Source organism: Leifsonia sp. Root227 (assembly GCF_001428745.1).
Lineage (GTDB): Bacteria > Actinomycetota > Actinomycetes > Actinomycetales > Microbacteriaceae > Leifsonia.
The window spans coordinates 1,033,788-1,052,666 of record NZ_LMIO01000001.1; the positions used below are offsets into that span (position 1 = coordinate 1,033,788).

The following is an 18,879-nucleotide window of genomic DNA, read 5'->3' on the forward strand; positions in this document are numbered from 1 at the left end:
TCAGAACCCAGCTTCCGGGCATGGATGACGCATCCCTCGCCGTGCCGCTCGGCCCGACGGGCCGCCCGCTGCGGTCGTTCCCCGTTCCCGCTCCGCTCAAGGGTCACGGGCCAGCGCGCATCATCGCGCTGTGCAACCAGAAGGGCGGCGTCGGCAAGACGACGACCAGCATCAACCTGGGCGCCACCCTCGCCGAGTACGGCCGCCGCGTGCTGGCCGTCGACTTCGACCCGCAGGGCGCGCTGTCCGCGGGGCTCGGAGCGCAAACGCACGACGTCACCACCATCTACGACCTGCTGCTGTCGCGTTCGAAGGACCCGGCGGACGCGATCCAGAAGACCGGCGTTCCCGGGCTCGACATCATCCCGGCCAACATCGACCTGTCCGCAGCGGAGGTGCACCTCGTCAACGAGGTCGCCCGCGAGCAGATCCTGGCCAGCGTGCTGCGCAAGGTGAGCGGCGACTACGACGTGATCCTGATCGACTGCCAGCCGTCGCTCGGCATCCTCACGGTGAACGCGCTGACCGCGGCGCACGGCGTTCTCATCCCGCTGGAGTGCGAGTACTTCGCGCTGCGCGGCGTCGCCCTGCTGATCGAGACGATCGACAAGGTGCGCGAGCGCTTGAACCCGGCGATCGAGCTCGACGGCATCCTCGCCACCATGTACGACTCCCGCACGCTGCACTCCCGCGAGGTCCTGGAGCGGGTCGTCGACGCCTTCGGCGACCGGGTGCTCGAGACGGTCATCTCGCGCACGGTCAAGTTCCCGGACGCATCCGTCGCCGCCACCCCGATCACGCAGTTCGCGCCGGAGCACTCCGCGGCGGAGGCGTACCGCCAGCTGGCGAGGGAACTGATCGCGCGTGGCGCCGTCGCCTAGCGCCACCGGGAGCGAGGACGCCGCAGACGGTCAGGTGGCTGAAGCCCAGGAGGCCGTCCAGCCCGCGACGTTCCGCGTCGCCCTCGGCGCGTTCGAGGGTCCGTTCGACCTGCTGCTGTCGCTGATCACCAAGCACGAGCTCGACATCACCGAGATCTCGCTGAGCCGGGTCACGGACGAGTTCATCGCCTACCTCCGCGCGCTCGACTCCGAGGACAGCCTCGACGAGGCGAGCGAGTTCCTGCTCGTCGCCGCCACCCTGCTCGACCTCAAGGTGGCCGGGCTCCTCCCGCAGGGAGAACTGGTGGATGCGGAGGACGTCGCGCTGCTCGAAGCCCGCGACCTGCTGTTCGCGCGGCTGCTGCAGTACCGCGCCTTCAAGGAGGCATCGTCGTGGTTCCAGGCGGGCATGGAGGCGGAGGCCACCAGGCACACGCGCACCGTGCGGCTGGAGGACAAGTACCGGCAGCGCACGCCGGAGCTGGTCTGGACCCTGACCGCAGACGACTTCGCAGCCATCGCCACCCTCGCGCTCACTCCGCGGGAGATCCCCGTCGTCGGGCTCGACCACCTGCACGCTCCGCTGGTGAGCATCAGGGAGCAGGCAGCCCTCGTGGTGGGGATGCTGCGCTCGGGGGAGACCGTGACGTTCCGGCAGCTCGTTGCGGGGGCAGACCTCAAGGGCGTCGTGATCGCGCGGTTCCTCGCCGTGCTGGAGCTGTACCGGCACGCGGCGATCGCGTTCGAGCAGCTCGAACCTCTCGGTGAGCTGACGCTCCGCTGGACGGCGGAGCACTGGTCGGAGGAGAATCTGTCGAATTTGGGAGCGGACTATGACGGTTGAGAATGACGTGGCTGCCCGGGAGGCATTGACGTCGCAGGAGGCTGTGACGTCGCAGGAGGCTATGACGGCGCAGGATGCTGCGGCACCCGAGGAAGCGCGCCCCGGCCTGCCGGACGGCGTCGCCGTCGAGCGCGCCCTCGAAGCCATCCTGATGGTCGCGGACGAACCGATGAGCGTCGTCTCCCTCGCCACGGCGGTCGGCGCTCCTGTGAAGCGCGTCCGCGCGGCAGTGGATGCGCTGGTCGCCGATTTCGACGGAGCGGACGGCGGCGTGCGCCGCGGCTTCGAGCTGCGCGAGGTGGGCGGCGGCTGGCGCATCTATGTGCGCCCGGAGTTCGACCCCGTCGTGGCCGACTATGTGCTGGCCCAGAACCCGACCAAACTGTCGCAGGCCGCGCTGGAGACCCTCGCCGTGATCGCGTACAAGCAGCCGATCAGCCGCGGCGCCATTGCATCCATCCGCGCTGTCAACGTCGACTCCGTGGTGCGCACCCTGCTCGGCCGTGGCCTCATCACGGAAATGTTCACGGACAGCGAGACCGGAGCCATCAACTACGGCACCACCGATCTCCTGCTCACTCAGCTCGGCATCAACTCGATCGACGAGCTGCCGAAGATCTCCCCGCTGCTGGCGGACGGAATGGATGGATTCGACGGCGATGTCCGCTAGAGACAGTAAGAACGCACACGCGCAGCAGGCGGACGGCAGCCCAGAGGGGGAGCGGCTGCAGAAGGTCATGGCAGCAGCAGGGGTCGCATCCCGACGGGTGTCGGAGGACCTGATCTCGGCGGGCAGGGTGACCGTGAACGGTGAGGTGGTCACCGAGCTCGGCCGCAGGATCGACCCGCTCACCGACCTGGTCGCCGTCGACGGCTCGGCCGTGCAGCTTGACACCTCGCGCCGCTACGTGATGCTGAACAAGCCGGTCGGCGTCGTCAGCTCCATGCGCGACGAGCAGGGCAGGCCGGACCTGTCCAGGTTCACCTCCGACTACCCCGAGCGCCTGTTCAACGTCGGGCGTCTGGATGCGGAGACCTCCGGACTGCTCATCCTCACCAACGACGGCGAGCTCGCCCACGTGCTCGCGCACCCCAGCTTCGGCGTCACCAAGACGTACATCGCCCGTGTGCGCGGGGTCGTCACCCCGCAGACCATCGCAACGCTCACCCGCGGGGTGGAGCTGGAGGACGGCCCGATCGCCGCCGACAAGGCCAGGCTGCTCGAGCGCAGCTCGTCGGCCAAGGACAGCCTCGTCGAGCTGGCGCTGCACTCCGGCCGCAACCGGATCGTGCGCCGCATGATGGCCGAGGTGGGGCATCCGGTGATCGAGCTGGTCAGGCGCCAGTTCGGCCCGCTGCACCTCGGCACCCTCAGGGTGGGCCAGATGCGCGACCTGACTAAGGTGGAACTCGGCCAGCTCCTGACGATCTCCCGCCAGAAAGACACCAAGTGAACGACACAGCCTCCCGGCTCACCGCGCCCGTCCGCGTGGTCGGTGCAGGGCTCCTCGGCGCCTCCGTCGGGCTGGGCCTGCGCGCCAACGGCGTGGATGTGCTGCTCGCCGACGCGTCGCCTGCGCACCTCAGGCTCGCCGCGGACTACGGCGCAGGCAGGGCGGACGACGGCACGACATCTCCTGCGCTGATCGTGGTGGCCGTGCCGCCTGACCTCGTGGCGCAGGTGGTGCTGGCGGAGCTCGCCGCACATCCGGACGCCGTGGTCACCGACGTCGCGAGCGTGAAGGTCGCTCCGCTGTCCGAGCTCGAGGCGGCCGGCGCCGACCTCTCGCGGTACGTGGGATCGCATCCACTGGCCGGCCGGGAGCGTGGAGGGCCGAGCTCTGCCCGCGCCGATCTGTTCGTCGGCCGCCCGTGGGTGGTCTGCGCACGGCAGGAGAACGATCGTGCGGCGGTCTCGCTGGTGGAGGCGTTGATCCTCGACCTCGGCGCGACGCCGGTCGAGATGGGCACCACGGAGCACGACGCAGCGGTCGCGCTGGTGTCGCACACCCCGCAGATCGTCGCGAGCCTGATGGCCAAGCGTCTCGCGGGTTCGACGGACGCCGCGCTCGCGCTCGCCGGTCAGGGCCTGCGCGACGTGACCCGCATCGCCGGAAGCGAGCCGGAGCTGTGGGTGCAGATCCTCGGAGCGAACGCCCCGGCGATCGTCGAGATCCTGCACGCGTACCGCGACGACCTCGACAGGATGCTCGGAGCGCTCGGCGACGTCGACGCCTCCGGGGCGCGGCGCACCATCGCGGAGGAGATCGCGGGCGGCAACGTCGGCGTCTCCCGGCTGCCCGGCAAGCACGGGCAGGACAAGCGGTACGCGTCCATCGTCGTCATGGTCGACGACCGGCCGGGCGAGCTGGCGCGGCTGCTCGCGGAGCTGGGCGAGATCGGCGTGAACCTCGAAGACCTGCGGCTGGAGCACTCGCCGGGCGCGCAGGTGGGCCTCGCCGAGATCGTGGTGCTCCCTGAGGTGCTGCAGCGCACGATCGACGACCTGACGGACAGAGGATGGAGGATCGCCGGATGACAGCGACCGAACAGCACGACCGGACCGGCAGGGGCGAGCAGCTTCCGACGGTCGTCGCGGTCGACGGCCCAGCGGGAAGCGGCAAGTCGAGCGTGAGCAAGGCGGCCGCCCGCGCCCTCGGCTTCGCCTACCTCGACACCGGCGCCGCATACCGCGCGCTGAGCTGGTTCGTGGTCGCGCGCACCATCGACCCGACCGACTCCGGCGCCGTCGTGGATGCGCTGCCCGACTTCGACTACCGCATCGGAACCGACCCTGACACCTACCACGTGTTCGTCGGAGACCACGACGTGACGGACGCCATCCGGGAGCCGGAGGTGACCGCCGTCGTCAGCGCCATCGCTCGCGTGCCGGAGGTGCGGACCTTCCTCACCGAGCTGTTCCGGAGCATCATGCGGCACACCGAGAAGCCGGGCATCGTGGTCGAGGGCAGGGACATCACGACGGTGGTCGCGCCCGATGCTCCCGTGCGCATCCTGCTCACTGCCAGCGAAGCGGCTAGAATAGCCAGGCGTTCCGCGGAACTCGTCGGCCACTCCGCCGCCCATGTCGGTGAGCAGCTGCACCGCCGCGACCTGGCTGACTCCCGGGTCGTCGACTTCATGAACGCCGCCGACGGTGTGACCACCGTCGATTCAACCGATCTCGACTTCGAGCAGACCGTCGCCGCGGTCATCGACGTCGTACAGACCGAAATCCGGAAAGGCGCCTGACGCGCATGTCTGACAAAGAACTTGAGGAGCCCCAGGGCGCCGACGACCTCGTCGAGCGACTGTCCGGGCTCGACGAGGAGCTGGCCGCGCAGCGCGCAGCCGCCCTCCGCAGCGGGCTGGACGACTACGAGCTGGACGAGGCCGACCTCGACATCCTCGAGACCGTCAGCGAAGACCCCGACGCGATCACCTACCTGCCTGCTCTGCCCGTGCTCGCCATCGTCGGGCGCCCCAACGTGGGCAAGTCGGCGCTGGTCAACCGCATCCTCGGCCGTCGAGAGGCCGTCGTCGAGGACACCCCCGGTGTGACCCGCGACCGCGTCTCGTACCAGGCGGAGTGGAACGGCCGCCGGTTCACCATCGTGGACACCGGAGGCTGGGAGCCGGACGCCAAGGGCATCGACGCATCCGTCGCCGCCCAGGCCGAGATCGCGATCGACCTCGCGGACGCCGTGCTGTTCGTGGTCGACGCCAACGTCGGAGCAACTGCGACAGACGAGCACGTCGTGCGGATGCTGCGCAAGACCAAGAAGCCCGTCTTCCTCGCCGCCAACAAGGTGGACGACCTGCGCCAGGAGCCGCACGCGACCGAACTGTGGTCGCTCGGCCTCGGCGAGCCCCGGCCCGTCTCCGCCCTGCACGGGCGCGGCGTCGCCGACCTGCTCGACGACATCCTGAAGAAGCTGCCGGAGGTCTCCGCTGTCGCCAAGCAGGAGGTCGGCGGTCCTCGGCGCGTCGCGATCGTCGGACGCCCGAACGTCGGCAAGTCGTCACTGCTCAACAAGGCGGCGGGCGAAGAGCGCGTCGTCGTCAACGAGCTCGCCGGCACCACCCGCGACCCGGTCGACGAGCAGGTCGAGATCGCCGGCAAGGTGTGGCGGTTCGTCGACACCGCCGGCATCCGCCGTCGCGTGCACCTGCAGCAGGGCGCAGACTTCTACGCGTCGCTGCGCACCTCCACCGCGCTGGAGAAGGCGGAGGTCGCCGTCGTCGTGCTCGACGTCTCGGAGCCGATCAGCGAGCAGGATGTGCGCATCATCGACCTCGTGCTCGAGTCCGGCCGCGCGCTGGTGCTCGCGTTCAACAAGTGGGACCTCCTCGACGACGACCGCCGCCGCTACCTGGAGCGCGAGATCGAGCAGGACCTGGCCCACGTGTCCTGGGCTCCGCGGGTGAACATCTCCGCGCGCACCGGACGCCACCTGGAGAAGCTGGTGCCGGCGCTGGAGCTCGCGCTCGAGTCGTGGGACACCCGCATCCCGACCGGAAAGTTCAACGCGTTCCTGGCCGAGCTCACGGCAGCGCACCCGCACCCCGTGCGCGGAGGAAAGCAGCCGCGCATCCTGTTCGGCACGCAGGCGGCGAGCCGCCCGCCGACGTTCGTGGTGTTCACGACCGGCTTCCTCGACCCCGGCTACCGCCGATACATCGTGCGCAGGCTGCGCGAGATCTACGGCTTCGAGGGAACGCCGATCACGCTCAACATGCGCGTCCGCGAGAAGCGCAAGCGCTAGAGCACATCGCTCACGGCGAAGCGGCCGGCCTCGGCCGCTTCGCCGAGCGCGTGGAAGTCGGCGAGCGACTGGTCGGCGTACGCCAGCGACCACTCCGTCACGGCGTGGGGGAGCGCGTCTCCGCTGCCGATGTATCCGGCGATGGATGCGGCAAGCGGGCTGCGCGAGTGCGCCCTGGCGAGGATCGTGGCGCAGGTGCGCACGTAGTCGGCGAACGGCTCGTCCGGCATCCCAGGGATGTCGAACGACACGTTCCTGTCGCGGAACTGCCGCACGTAGAAGCCGTAGCCCTCGAAGCTCACGTAGCCGAGGAACGGGTCGGACACCGCCTGCAGGATGCGCTGGTTGGCCGTGACCCGGTAGCCGTGGTGCTCGGCGAGCGTCGCGCGGTCGATGCCGGCGATGTCCTCGGACGGCACGCCGCCGAACTCGTGCATCACCGACTCCGTCGCCTCCTTCACCTGGAGCACGAGCGGTTCGCCGCGCGGACCCGTCAGCACCACGATGAAGCAGCGGGTGCCGACGCTGCCGACGCCGACGACGCGGCGGGCGATGTCCGTGACCGTGTGCTGGTCGAGGAGCAGCGCGATGTCGGGGGAGACCGTGCGGCTGTACCGTGCGAGCACCTCGCCGATGCTGGCCTCGATCTCCGCTGGAACGTGGGTGAGTCTCGGCGGGTTCTCGACGATGCGGCGCGAGCCGTCGTCCGCCAGCTCCGTGATGCGCGACACGACGTGCGCCGATGTGCGCTTCTCCGAGGCGGCGACGGTCTTCTTCACCAGGCGCTGCGTCGCCTTGCCGTACTGGCGGCCTCCGTGGATGACGGCCGCCTCGAAGAAGCGCTGGGTCACGTCGAGTCCGACGGAGACGCGCAGCCCATCGCGGTATGCCGCGGCAGAGAGCAGCGCGACTTCCTCGGCCGCGGTCTCCGATGCTCCTCGGGCTCTGGCGGCGATGACCACGCTCGTCACGAGGCGCTTGAGGTCCCACTCCCACGGCGCGACGGTCGCCTCGTCGAAGTCGTTCAGGTCGAAGACCATGCGCCGCTCCGGTGACGCGAAGATGCCGAAGTTGGCGATGTGCGCATCCCCGCAGGCCACCACGTTCGCGCCGGTCACCGCGCCGCCGGCCAGATCGGCCGCTTGCAGCGCCGCCGTGCCCCGGTAGAACGCGAACGGGTCCTGCAGCATCCTCGCCGTGCGCAACGGCACCAGGCTGGGCAGGCGGCTCGCGTTCTGCTTCTCGAGGATCGCGAGCGGGTCGCGCCGCGCATCCGGAACATAGTCGGCGTGCGCCGACCGGGGGATGCGCTTCCTGGCGCCCTTGCCGAACTCGTACTGCTCCCGGTCGCTGGCGACCGGCTCGTGGTCGTAACGCAGGCGACCCGCGACGCTGTCCATGGCGCAACCCTAGCGCTCGCCATGCCGTCGGGCCACCGATCGGTGACATGACCACAAAGGGGGGTTTGTACCCCGGCTTGTCCTCACTATTGTGGACAGTGAGAGCTACCCGACCGCGCGACCCGAAAGCGCGGGCTCTCTATCTCAAGGACGCATACCCGATCATGAGTTCTACAAGTTCATACACCCCTGCCCGAAAACGCCAACTCGGCGCTGAGAAGCGCACAGAGCCGCTTCCCACCGTCCACCCGAAGCCCTCCGACCGCAAGGTCACCTGGAGCCGCGTCGCCATCGTCGCGACCGTGCTCTTCTGGGCGATCTACGTCGTCACCACGATCATCCGCCAGTTCCTCGTGCTCGGCACGCAGGACTTCCGGTTCACGATGGAGGCGATCGGCTACCTGATCGTCGTCACCTTCCTGACGTTCTCCGCGCTGATGTACCTGGTCGCCCGTCAGGGCGCTCTGCAGCGGTTCCAGAAGCACGTGCGGGTTCCCCGCGCGGAGCTGGATCGCCACTTCGCGGAGAACCAGCCCTCCATCACCGTCCTCGTCCCGTCGTACGCCGAGGAGCCGGAGGTCGTGCGGATGACCCTGCTGTCCGCCGCCCTGCAGGAGTTCCCGTCGATGCGCGTCGTGCTGCTGCTCGACGACAACCCCAACCCGACCGACCAGGCCGTGGCGGAGCGGCTGAACGCCACCCGTGCCCTCGGCGCGGACATCGCCGCCCTGCTGGCGGAGCCGCGGACCCGCTTCGGCGACGCGCTGATGCACTACGAGCTGTCCGAGAACGGCGCGTTCGCGACGGAGTCGGACGCCACCGAGCTGGCGGCGCACTACACCTGGGCGGCCGAGTGGCTGTATCGCCAGGCGGATGCGCACGGCGTCGAAGACCACGTCGACCTGTTCTTCGCCGACCAGGTGCTCCGCGCCCTGGGCGACGAGCTCGTGCTCACCGCCCAGGCGATCGAGGCGGCCGTCGAGGAGGGCGCATCGCTCTCAACCGAGCGCGTCGCGCAGCTCTACCGTCGCCTGGCGTGGACGTTCGACGCCGAGCTCGACGTGTTCGAGCGCAAGCAGTGGGCGTCGCTGTCGCACGAAGCCAACAAGGCGATGAACCTGAACGCGTACATCGGCCTGATGGGCGGGACCTACCGCGTCGAGGAGACGCCGGACGGCCCCATCCTGAACCCGGTCAGCTCGCGTCGCCCTGGCGACATCGTCATCCCGGACAGCGACTTCCTGCTCACGCTCGACGCCGACTCGATCCTGCTCCGCGAGTACTGCCTCCGACTCACCTACCTGCTGCAGCAGCCGGACAACGCGCGCGTCGCTGTCACGCAGACGCCGTACTCGTCCTTCCGCGGCGCCGGCACCCGCATCGAGCGTCTCGCCGGCGCGACCACCGACATCCAGCACATCCTGCACCAGGGGATGAGCTTCTACGGCGCCACCTTCTGGGTGGGTGCGAACGCGGTCATCCGCAAGCGCGCCATCGAGGACATCGTGGAGACCGAATTCGTCGGCGGTTTCGAGGTGCGTCGCTACGTGCAGGACCGCACGGTCATCGAGGACACCGAGTCGAGCATCGACCTCGGCACCCACGGCTGGACGCTCGTCAACTACCCTGAGCGCCTCAGCTACTCCGCCACCCCGCCCGACTTCGGCTCGCTCATCGTGCAGCGCCGCCGCTGGGCGAACGGCGGACTCCTGATCCTGCCGAAGCTGTGGCGTCAGGTGCGCGAGCGCAAGCGTCGCGGCGAGGTCATCTCCCGCACGGAGCTCCTGCTGCGCGTGAACTACATGGCGTCGATCGCCTGGGCGAGCTTCGGCCTGATCTTCCTGCTGGCGTACCCGTACGACGGCCGCCTGCTCAGCCCCGTGGTGCTGCTCGCCGCCCTGCCGTACTTCATCGCGATGGCCAGCGACCTGCGCTACGCCGGATACAAGGCGACGGATGTGCTCCGCATCTACGGCTTCAACCTGATCCTGCTCCCGGTGAACCTTGCCGGTGTGCTCAAGTCGATCCAGCAGTCGCTGACCGGCAAGAAGATCCCGTTCGTCCGCACCCCGAAGGTGAAGAACCGCACGGCCTCTCCGCTGCTCTACGTCGTCACCCCGTTCCTCATCGTCGCGTTCTCCGCGTTCACGCTGTGGCGTGACGTCAACGCGCAGAACTGGGGCAACGCCGCGTTCGCGCTCTTCAATGCGACCCTCGCCATCTGGGCGATCGTCTCCTACATCGGCGTCGGCAACTCCATCGTCGACATCTGGCTCGGGCTCACCCGCCCGCTGTACGTCGAGAAGAACCGGAAGGCAGCATCGAGCACGACGGCTCCCGCCGCGGACGTCATCGACTGGCGTTCTGTGCTCTACCACGGCCACAGCGGAGGCGACCTCCCGCACGTCGAGCGCGTCGCGCTCCCCGTCCGCGACGGCGACCTGACCGAGTCAGAGAAGCAGGCCGCCTGATGGGCAGGAAGCAGAGCCCGAAAGCTCAGGCCCCTGACGCCCAGTCTCGTGACGCGCAGGCGCCGGCAGGCGGAAACGCAGACAGCGGCCGCCGCCTCTCGCCCCTCCGCGTGATCGGCGCAGCGCTCGTCGCCGCGGTGGTCGTCAGCGTCGGCGTCGTCGGCTTCCAGTGGTGGACGGCGAAGGCGGCCGTCGAGGCCCAGCCGTGGTTCGCGTCGTACGTCGACGTGACCGCCACCCCGCGGTTCGCGTTCGAGAACCTCGGCACCACGAAGAACAAGGACGCCGTCCTCTCGTTCATCGTGGCCGACTCCGCCTCGGCGTGCACGCCGTCGTGGGGCAACGCGTACACGCTCGACGAGGCCCGCGGCTCCCTCGACCTCGACCGCCGCATCGCCAGGCTGCAGCAGCAGGGCGGAACGGTCGCCGTGTCGTTCGGCGGCCAGCTGAACGACGAGCTCGCCGTGGCCTGCACCGACCCGGAGAAGCTGAAGGCCGCGTACGCGTCCGTCGTCGACCGGTACAAGATCGGCACGATCGACCTCGATCTGGAGGGCGCAGGACTGGCGGACGCCGACGCGAACGCGCGCCGCGCATCCACCATCGCCGCGCTGCAGAAGGAGCGCAGGGCGGAGGGCAAGAGCCTCGCCGTCTGGCTGACGCTTCCTGTGTCTCCGACCGGGCTCACCAGCCAGGGCACGGATGCGGTCGCCGCGATGCTGAAGGCCAAGGTCGACATCGCAGGCGTCAACGTCATGACGATGGACTTCGGCGACGCCAAGGCGGCCAAGCAGTCCATGTCCGACGCCGCTCAGGATGCGCTCACCGCGACCAAGCGCCAGCTCGGCATCCTCTACGACCGCGCCAAGCTGCACCAGTCCGACCCGAGCCTGTGGTCCAAGCTGGGCGCGACGCCGATGATCGGCCAGAACGACGTCGAGAAGGAGGTCTTCTCGCTCGCCGACGCCAAGGCACTGAACGCGTGGGCGGTCTCCACCGGCATCGGCCGGATGTCGATGTGGTCGGCGAACCGCGACAAGACCTGCGGGTCGAACTACGTGGACACGACGGTCGTCTCCGATGCCTGCAGCGGCGTGAAGCAGGGCAAGCAGACCTTCGCCGGTGTGCTCTCCGCCGGCTTCGCCGGCCACATCTCGCTCGGTGAGTCCGCCGTCACCACCCCGGAGCCGACGTCGACCGTCACCAAGGACGACCCCGCCAGCTCGCCGTACGCGATCTGGACCACCACCAACTCGTACCTCAAAGGCACGAAGGTGGTCTGGCACCACAACGTCTACGTCGCCAAATGGTGGACGAAGGGCGATGTCCCCGACGACCCCGTGCTGAACGCGTGGGAGACGCCGTGGGACCTGGTCGGCCCCGTGCTGCCGGGCGAGACGCCCATCCCGCAGCCGACGCTCCCCGCGGGGACGTACCCGGAGTGGACGGGCACCGCCCAGTTCGACAAGGGCGCCCGCGTGCTCTTCGACGGGGTGCCGTTCGAGGCCAAGTGGTGGACGCAGGGCGACAGCCCCGAGGCCGCCAGCGCCAACCCCGACGCGTCGCCGTGGGCCCCGCTCACCCAGGACGAGATCAACACCATTCTGAGCGGCGGCACCGCAGCTCAGTGAGACTCGGCGGCGGGATGCAGATTCCCCCCTGAACGCATCCCGTCGCCGACCAGACCCGGACACCCGCTGCGGGGCGGAGGTTCTGGGCATCCAGTGGATGCGGCACACTGTCGGGTCGCATCCACTGGCACGCGTGCCGGCGAGTACCGGGCGGACTTTCGGGTAGCGAGCCCGTGAGTGCTCGTCGGCACGTTCGCATACCGCCTGTGAGTTTCGCATACCGCCTGTGAGTACTGTTGACTCGACAAGGAGGGTGACGTGACGCGTGTGACGATCGCCGGGCTCGCTGCCCAGCTGAAGCTGTCCAAGGCGTCCGTCTCGTACGCGCTGAACGGCCAGCCGGGCGTGAGCGACGAGACCCGTCGCCGGGTGCTCGACCTCGCGGCCGACCTCGGCTGGCACCCGAGCGCGAGCGCAAGAGCACTGTCCCGTTCCCGCACGGACGCGATCGGCATCGTGCTGCGGCGCGACCCGAGCCTGCTGGGCGCTGAGCCGTTCTACATGAGCCTGCTCGCCGGGGTGGAGAGCGTGCTGGCGGAGACCGACCAAGCGTTGATGCTCCGGATGGTCGGCACCGGCGTCGGCCAGGATCTCGACACCTATCGCCGCTGGAGCGCTCAGGGCAGGGTCGACGGTGTGATGCTGTTCGACATCAGTGTGAACGATCCGCGCCCTGCCCTCCTCGACCAGCTCGGCCTCGACTTCGTGGTGCACGGCAACCGGGCGCAGGTCGCCCCCGGCCGGGTGCTGCTCTACGACGCGCGCGGAGACTCCGCTCTGATCATCGGCGACCTCGCCAGGCTCGGTCACCGGAGGGTGCTGCACATCACGGGGCCGCTGGAGTTCGAGCACGAGGACGACAGGCGGGCGGCGATCGAGGGGGAGGCGTTCGCCCGGGGCATCAGCACGGTGTTCGCGGCGTCGGACTACTCGTCGGATGCGGGGGAGCGGATCGTCGTCGAGACCCTGGCCGCGGACACCGCCATCACCGCCGTCGTCACCTCGAACGACATGCTCGCGCTCGGCGCCGCCGCAGGCTTCGACAGGCTCGGCCGCAGGGACGTCGCCCTGGTGAGCTGGGACGACTCCCTGGTCTGCCGCCTCGGTTCCCGGCCGATCACCGCACTCGCCCGGTTCCCCGAGGAGCAGGGCAGGCGCAGCACCAGGATGCTGCTGGATGCGCTGGCCGGCGTGCCCTCCGAGGTCACCACCGCGAAGCCGAGCGAGCTCGTCGTGCGCTCCACGAGCATCCCGGCTCCGTAGGCGCCGCCCCCGCCCGCTCCCGAACAGGGGAAGTATTTCTGGTCCACCCCCTTGACAACTGAACCGGTTCAGTTAGCGTAGAGGTCGTGGTGTGTGCGCCACGACCAAGAGACAAGGGAGTCACTATGAAGAAACGCGCCATTCTCGCGGGCGCCATCGCCGCCGCGGTCGCGCTCGTCGCAGCAGGCTGCAGCAGCTCCGGATCGGGAAGTTCGGCCAGTGGATCGACCATCACGTACTGGGCGAGCAACCAGGGGACCAGCCTCGACAACGACAAGCAGGTCCTCACTCCAGTCCTCGACGACTTCACCAAGAAGACAGGCATCAAGGTGAAGCTTGAAGTGATCGGCTGGAACGATCTCCAGACGCGCATCCAGACCGCCGTCACCAGCGGCCAGGGTCCGGATGTGCTCAACATCGGCAACACCTGGGCGGCGTCCCTGCAGGCGACCGGCGCGTTCCTGCCGTTCGACGACGCCAACATGAAGGCCATCGGCGGGTCTGACAAGTTCGTCAAGACCGCGCTCGAGACCGGTGGCGCACCTGGCAAGACGGTCACCAGCGTCCCGCTCTACGGCCTCGCATACGGGCTGTACTACAACAAGTCGATGTTCACCGCTGCGGGCGTCCAGCCGCCCACCAACTGGGAAGACCTCGTCACCGACGCCAAGAAGCTGACCAGCGGCTCCACCTACGGCTTCTCGCTCGCGGCCGGCAGCTACACAGAGAACGCGCACTTCGCGTTCATCACGGCGGCGCAGAACGGCGCGGAGTTCTTCGACTCCAAGGGCAACCCCACCTTCACCTCCACCGGAGCGGTCGACGGCATCAAGCGCTACCTCGACCTGATGCAGACCGACAAGGTCGTCAACACCTCCAACGCCCAGTACGACAACGGCGTGCAGGCGGTGAACGACTTCGCGACGGGCAAGGTCGCGATGATCCTCAGCCAGAACAACGCCGACTCGTCGATCAACGCCAACGGCATGAAGACCGACGCATACGGTGTCGTTCCGTTCCCCGCCCCCGCTGGCGGTAAGGATGTGGCGAGCCACGTCGCCGGTATCAACCTCTCCATCATGAAGAACACCAAGAACAAGGATGCGGCCCTCCAGTTCGTCAAGTACATGACGAGCGAGAGCACCCAGACCACCCTGGGCAAGCCGTACGCCACGCTCCCGGTGCTCAACGGCGCCAAGGCCAACTTCACCGACAACGCTGAAGAGGCCGCCACCTTCCAGAAGATCTACAACACCATGTCCAAGCCGCTTCCTCTGGTTCCGGCGGAAGACCAGTTCGAGAACACGGTCGGCAAGGCCATGAACGACATGTTCGCGAAGATCGCCACAGGAGGCACCGTCTCCGACAGCGACATCAAGTCCGCGCTGCAATCGGCGCAAGACCAGGTCAAGCAGTCCATGGGCGGCTGACGCCGCCGGCGCCGGGTGCGGGATGCACGTTCTTCGCCGCGCATCCCGCACCTGGCGCACCCCCCAGCATCCACAGACCATCCTCCTGACCAGACAGAGGTCACCATGTCGACGACGACATCAGCAGACACTCCGCGCGGCACGGGCGTGCTCGGCACGGCGACGGCCGCCCCGGCGCCGGCGCCGCCGCGCAAACGCAAGAGGCAGAAGGGCTGGTGGATCCCGCTCGCCCTGCTCGCGCCCGCCATCATCTTCGAGATCCTCATCCACGTCATCCCGATGCTCACCGGCATCTGGATCAGCTTCGTGCAGCTCACGAAGTTCTACATCGCCAACTGGTCGGAGGCGCCGTTCGTCGGCTTCAAGAACTACGCGGTCGCCCTCGACTTCAACGGTTCGGTCGGTGCGGCGCTGCTGCAGTCGTTCCTGATCACCTGCGGGTTCACCATCCTCGTGGTCGGCATCTCCTGGTCGCTCGGGATGTCCGCCGCCGTCGCCCTGCAGCGCAAGTTCTGGGGTCGCGGCTTCTTCCGCACCCTGTTCCTCGTGCCGTACGCGCTGCCGATGTACGCGGGCATCATCGCCTGGAAGTTCATGCTGCAGAAGGACACCGGCGCGGTGAACCACTTCCTGTTCGACAACCTGAACCTCCCGGGGGACAAACCGTTCTGGCTGATCGGCGGCAACGCGTTCTGGTCCATCGTCATCGTCGCCATCTGGCGGCTGTGGCCGTTCGCGTTCCTGATGCTGATGGCCGGTCTGCAGTCCATCCCCGAGGAGGTCTACGAGGCGTCGGCGGTCGACGGCGCGAAGCCGGCCAGGCAGTGGGGTGCGATCACACTGCCGATGCTGCGCCCGGTCAACACCGTGCTGCTGCTGGTGATGTTCTTATGGACGTTCAACGACTTCAACACCCCGTTCGTGCTGTTCGGCAACGCCCAACCTGCGGCAGGTGACCTGATCTCCTTCCACATCTACAACGCGTCGTTCCTCACCTGGAACTTCGGCTCCGGGGCCGCGATGAGCGTCCTGCTCCTGATCTTCCTGCTGATCGTGACGGGCATCTACCTGCTCGTGCTGAACCGGAGGTCCCGTCGTGCGTGAGACCGTCTCTTCCAAAGCCTTCCGCTGGGTGGTGCTCGTCATCCTGACGATCTTCACCGCCGTCCCGATCTACGTGATGGTCACCTCCTCGATGAAGTCGCTGGCGGATGTGCAGGGCGCCTTCACCTGGTGGCCGACGCAGATCACGTTCCAGCCGTTCATCGACATGTGGTCGACGGTGCCGCTGGCGTCGTACTTCGTGAACAGCCTCATCGTCGCGGGCTCTGCGACCATCCTGAGTCTGGTCATCGCGGTGTTCGCCGCGTACGCCGTCTCGCGCTACCGGTTCAAGGGCCGCAGCGTGTTCACCACCACGGTGCTGTCCACGCAGATGTTCCCCGGCGTGCTGTTCCTGCTGCCGCTGTTCCTCATCTTCGTGAACATCAACCAGGCGGTGGGCATCCAGCTCGTCGGCACGCGGTTCGGCCTCGTGATCACCTACCTGACGTTCGCGCTGCCGTTCTCGATCTGGATGCTCGCCGGTTACTTCGACGGCATCCCGCGCGACCTCGACGAGGCGGCGATGGTCGACGGGAGCGGGCCGATGGGCGCGCTCTGGCACGTCGTGCTTCCCGCCGCGCGCCCCGGGCTGATCGCCGTCGCCATCTACTCGTTCATGACCAGTTGGGGCGAGGTGCTGTTCGCATCCGTGATGACGACGGACGAGAACAGAACGCTCGCGGTCGGCCTGCAGCTCTACTCCACCCAGACGAACGTGTACTGGAACCAGATCATGGCCGCTTCGCTCGTGGTGAGCATCCCGGTGGTCGTGGCGTTCCTGCTGCTGCAGCGCTCGTTCGTCGCCGGGCTGACGGCGGGTGCGGTGAAGTAGCAGCTTCCCCGCCGCCCGCACGCCCGTTCGGTCGCTCGACTGTTCGACTTCTTGCGACTTCGCGTCGTTTCGAAAGGAATCATGGAACGCCATTCCCCCCTGCTCGCCGTCGACGGCGCGCCCGCCATCTGGCTCGGGGCCAATTTCTGGTCCCGGTCGGGAGGTCCGCTGATGTGGACCAGCTACGACCAGGAGGTCGTCCGCTCCGAGCTCGCCGTCCTGGCGGAGCACGGCCTCAACATGACCAGATCGTTCTTCTACTGGCCGGACTTCCACCCCACCCCTGACACGCTCGACGAGCAGTGCATCGCCAACTTCCACGACTTCCTCGACGCCCACCTGGACGCCGGCATGACGACGGTGCCGACGTTCCTCGTCGGGCACATGTCCGGCGAGAACTGGGACCCGGCCTGGCGGGACGGCCGCGACCTGTACAGCGACATCTGGTTCGTCGGACGCCAGGCCTGGTACGTCCGCGAGCTGACCGCGCGCTTCGCCGAGCATCCCGCCGTCGCCGGCTGGCTGCTCACCAACGAGGTCCCGATCTACGGCGGGGAGGCGCCGCGCCCGATCGTGGACGCGTGGGCGTCGCTGCTGGTGGATGCGGTGCGCGCCGGGGGAGGGACCCAGCCGGTCTCCGTCGGCGACGGGGCGTGGGGCATCGAGACGACGGGCCACGACAACGGCTTCTCCACCACCGACCTGGCCGCGTTCACCGACTTCGTCGGCCCGCACGTCTACCGGATGGAGTCCGACCAGACCCGTCAGCACCTCAAGGCCGCGTACATCGCGGAACTCTGCCACATCGCCGGCCTCCCGGTGATCATGGAGGAGTTCGGCCTGACCAGCGACTTCGTGTCCCCATCCGGTGCTGCCTCGTACTACCGCCAGCTGCTCTACAACACGCTCCTGGCCGGGGCGACCGGCTGGATCGCCTGGAACAACACCGACTACGACGACCTGATCGCCCAGCGCCCGTACTCGCACCACCCGTTCGAGATGCACTTCGGCATCACGGACGCGACGGGAGCCCCCAAGCCCCCGCTGCTGGAGCTGGCCCGTTTCGCCGGGGACCTCGCATCCATCGACGTCGCCGCTGTCACGCGCTCCCCGGTGGATGCGGCGATCGTCGTGCCCTCCCACCTCGCCGCCGACTACCCGTTCACCCAGGAGCCCGAGCGGGCGCTAATCGTGGCGACGGGGGAGCAGGCGTACGTCGCCGCTCACGAGGCGCACGTGCCGGTGGCCGTGGTGCGCGAGGCGGAGGACGGCGGCATCCCCGCCGGCTACGGCCTCTACCTGCTGCCGTCGGTCAAGCAGCTCTGCGGCCCCACCTGGAAGCAGCTCATCGACCTCGCCTCCGACGGCGCCACCGTCTACGCCTCGTACTGCGTCGGCGACATCGGCGTGCAGCGTGGTCCATGGTGGGCGTACACGGAGGAGATCTTCGGCGTGCAACGCGAGTCGGCATACGGCCTGGTGCCTCCGGTCTCCGACGACACGGTGACGGTGCGCTTCCTCACCTCCTTCGGCGGTCTGGCCGAGGGCACGGTCCTCTCGTTCGCGGCCGCGGGCAACGAGCACTCGCGCTCCTACCTCCCGGTGACCGCGACCACCGGAACGGTGATCGCCGTGGATGCGCACGACCGCCCCGTCATCGTCTCCCAGTCCCACGGCTCCGGACGCGCCGTGCTCTCCACCTACCCGCTCGAATACTTCGCCTCCCAGCTCCCCGGCGTGAACCCCGAAGACACCTGGCGCCTCTACGACGCCCTCGCCGAGGTGGCCGACGTGGAACGAGACATCCGCCTCGACGACCCGCAGGTCTTCACCGACACGCTGGTCCACGCCGACGGCCGCCGCTTCGTCTTCTTCGTCTCCCAGCACCCCACGCCGGTCACGGTCACGCCCCGCGCGGCAGGTGCCCTGCGGACCCTGAACGGAGACGACGTCAGCTCGGTGACCCTCGACCCGTACGGCGTGGAGGTGCGCGAGCTGGTCTTCGAGTAGGTGGCACTGGCACCCGCCCGGACACGCTAGTATGGACAAGTTGCTTTGGGGCTCCACCCTCAAAGCGACTTCGGGCTGTGGCGCAGCTTGGTAGCGCACTTGACTGGGGGTCAAGGGGTCGCAGGTTCAAATCCTGTCAGCCCGACAGAAGAAGCCCCGGTAGAGCTCAGTTTCTACCGGGGCTTTTGTTTGCTTGTAGAGTGGCAACCCCTCCAAAACCCCTCGCCTGGTCGAAAATGGGTCTGTG

15 protein-coding genes and 1 tRNA gene are annotated in these 18,879 nt (G+C 68.4%); 15 read left to right on the forward strand and 1 reads right to left on the reverse strand.

What is annotated here, in order from left to right; translation table 11 throughout:
* Positions 1 to 20 precede the first annotated feature (20 nt).
* From ASE16_RS04725 to der, 7 genes are all read left to right on the forward strand, one after another.
* The gene (locus ASE16_RS04725; protein WP_200949573.1) at positions 21 to 881 is read left to right on the forward strand and encodes a ParA family protein; all 861 of its coding nucleotides are present in this window, start codon (positions 21 to 23) and stop codon (positions 879 to 881) included.
* Positions 865 to 1,725 (forward strand): segregation and condensation protein A, encoded by an 861-nt coding sequence (locus ASE16_RS04730; protein ID WP_055891175.1) that lies wholly within the window; start codon positions 865 to 867, stop codon positions 1,723 to 1,725. Before ASE16_RS04725 ends, ASE16_RS04730 begins: the two co-directional genes overlap by 17 nt.
* Positions 1,726 to 1,786: 61 nt before the next feature.
* Complete coding sequence (scpB, locus tag ASE16_RS04735; protein ID WP_235500370.1) at positions 1,787 to 2,395, forward strand: SMC-Scp complex subunit ScpB; 609 nt, start codon at positions 1,787 to 1,789, stop codon at positions 2,393 to 2,395.
* Complete coding sequence (locus ASE16_RS04740) at positions 2,385 to 3,179, forward strand: pseudouridine synthase (protein WP_055891179.1); 795 nt, start codon at positions 2,385 to 2,387, stop codon at positions 3,177 to 3,179. Before scpB ends, ASE16_RS04740 begins: the two co-directional genes overlap by 11 nt.
* Entirely contained in the window at positions 3,176 to 4,264 is a 1,089-nt protein-coding gene (locus ASE16_RS04745) for a prephenate dehydrogenase (RefSeq protein WP_055891182.1), read from the forward strand. The genes ASE16_RS04740 and ASE16_RS04745 overlap by 4 nt, the downstream gene beginning before the upstream one ends.
* On the forward strand, positions 4,261 to 4,977 hold the full coding sequence (gene cmk, locus ASE16_RS04750; RefSeq protein WP_055891192.1) for a (d)CMP kinase: 717 nt from the start codon (positions 4,261 to 4,263) through the stop codon (positions 4,975 to 4,977). The genes ASE16_RS04745 and cmk overlap by 4 nt, the downstream gene beginning before the upstream one ends.
* A 5-nt stretch (positions 4,978 to 4,982) precedes the next feature.
* Complete coding sequence (gene der / locus ASE16_RS04755; RefSeq protein ID WP_055891196.1) at positions 4,983 to 6,491, forward strand: ribosome biogenesis GTPase Der; 1,509 nt, start codon at positions 4,983 to 4,985, stop codon at positions 6,489 to 6,491.
* Here der and ASE16_RS04760 read toward each other — a convergent pair.
* Positions 6,488 to 7,891, reverse strand: coding sequence for a DUF2252 domain-containing protein (locus ASE16_RS04760; RefSeq protein WP_055891198.1), 1,404 nt, complete (start codon positions 7,889 to 7,891; stop codon positions 6,488 to 6,490). The two genes, der and ASE16_RS04760, sit on opposite strands and share 4 nt — an antisense overlap.
* Before the next feature lie 164 nt (positions 7,892 to 8,055).
* Between ASE16_RS04760 and ASE16_RS04765 the strand changes: the two genes are divergently transcribed.
* The 8 genes from ASE16_RS04765 (at position 8,056) to ASE16_RS04800 (ending at position 18,777) form a co-directional block, all read left to right on the forward strand.
* Complete coding sequence (locus ASE16_RS04765) at positions 8,056 to 10,362, forward strand: glycosyltransferase family 2 protein (protein WP_082581234.1); 2,307 nt, start codon at positions 8,056 to 8,058, stop codon at positions 10,360 to 10,362.
* Positions 10,362 to 11,993, forward strand: a complete 1,632-nt coding sequence (locus ASE16_RS04770) for a chitinase (protein ID WP_055891203.1) — start codon at positions 10,362 to 10,364, stop codon at positions 11,991 to 11,993. The genes ASE16_RS04765 and ASE16_RS04770 overlap by 1 nt, the downstream gene beginning before the upstream one ends.
* A gap of 258 nt (positions 11,994 to 12,251) precedes the next feature.
* Complete coding sequence (locus tag ASE16_RS04775; RefSeq protein WP_055891206.1) at positions 12,252 to 13,256, forward strand: LacI family DNA-binding transcriptional regulator; 1,005 nt, start codon at positions 12,252 to 12,254, stop codon at positions 13,254 to 13,256.
* Positions 13,257 to 13,381: 125 nt separating this feature from the next.
* The gene (locus tag ASE16_RS04780) at positions 13,382 to 14,686 is read left to right on the forward strand and encodes an ABC transporter substrate-binding protein (protein ID WP_055891208.1); all 1,305 of its coding nucleotides are present in this window, start codon (positions 13,382 to 13,384) and stop codon (positions 14,684 to 14,686) included.
* 105 nt (positions 14,687 to 14,791) lie between these two features.
* Positions 14,792 to 15,790, forward strand: a complete 999-nt coding sequence (locus ASE16_RS04785) for a carbohydrate ABC transporter permease (RefSeq protein WP_055891210.1) — start codon at positions 14,792 to 14,794, stop codon at positions 15,788 to 15,790.
* Positions 15,783 to 16,622, forward strand: coding sequence for a carbohydrate ABC transporter permease (locus ASE16_RS04790; protein WP_055891215.1), 840 nt, complete (start codon positions 15,783 to 15,785; stop codon positions 16,620 to 16,622). The genes ASE16_RS04785 and ASE16_RS04790 overlap by 8 nt, the downstream gene beginning before the upstream one ends.
* Before the next feature lie 81 nt (positions 16,623 to 16,703).
* Positions 16,704 to 18,632: a cellulase family glycosylhydrolase gene (locus ASE16_RS04795; protein WP_055891219.1), complete on the forward strand. Its 1,929-nt coding sequence runs from the start codon at positions 16,704 to 16,706 to the stop codon at positions 18,630 to 18,632.
* Positions 18,633 to 18,703: 71 nt separating this feature from the next.
* Positions 18,704 to 18,777, forward strand: a tRNA-Pro gene (locus ASE16_RS04800).
* Positions 18,778 to 18,879 lie beyond the last annotated feature (102 nt).

Bases quoted from the DNA above. Each gene is read 5' to 3' on its own strand.
- ASE16_RS04725 (WP_200949573.1), top strand. From the start codon at position 21: ATGGATGACGCATCCCTCGCCGTGCCGCTCGGCCCGACGGGCCGCCCG.
- ASE16_RS04770 (WP_055891203.1), top strand. From the start codon at position 10,362: ATGGGCAGGAAGCAGAGCCCGAAAGCTCAGGCCCCTGACGCCCAGTCT.
- ASE16_RS04740 (WP_055891179.1), top strand. From the start codon at position 2,385: ATGTCCGCTAGAGACAGTAAGAACGCACACGCGCAGCAGGCGGACGGC.
- scpB (WP_235500370.1), top strand. From the start codon at position 1,787: ATGACGGCGCAGGATGCTGCGGCACCCGAGGAAGCGCGCCCCGGCCTG.
- ASE16_RS04795 (WP_055891219.1), top strand. From the start codon at position 16,704: ATGGAACGCCATTCCCCCCTGCTCGCCGTCGACGGCGCGCCCGCCATC.
- cmk (WP_055891192.1), top strand. From the start codon at position 4,261: ATGACAGCGACCGAACAGCACGACCGGACCGGCAGGGGCGAGCAGCTT.
- ASE16_RS04765 (WP_082581234.1), top strand. From the start codon at position 8,056: ATGAGTTCTACAAGTTCATACACCCCTGCCCGAAAACGCCAACTCGGC.
- ASE16_RS04760 (WP_055891198.1), bottom strand. From the start codon at position 7,891: ATGGACAGCGTCGCGGGTCGCCTGCGTTACGACCACGAGCCGGTCGCC.
- ASE16_RS04780 (WP_055891208.1), top strand. From the start codon at position 13,382: ATGAAGAAACGCGCCATTCTCGCGGGCGCCATCGCCGCCGCGGTCGCG.
- ASE16_RS04785 (WP_055891210.1), top strand. From the start codon at position 14,792: ATGTCGACGACGACATCAGCAGACACTCCGCGCGGCACGGGCGTGCTC.
- der (WP_055891196.1), top strand. From the start codon at position 4,983: ATGTCTGACAAAGAACTTGAGGAGCCCCAGGGCGCCGACGACCTCGTC.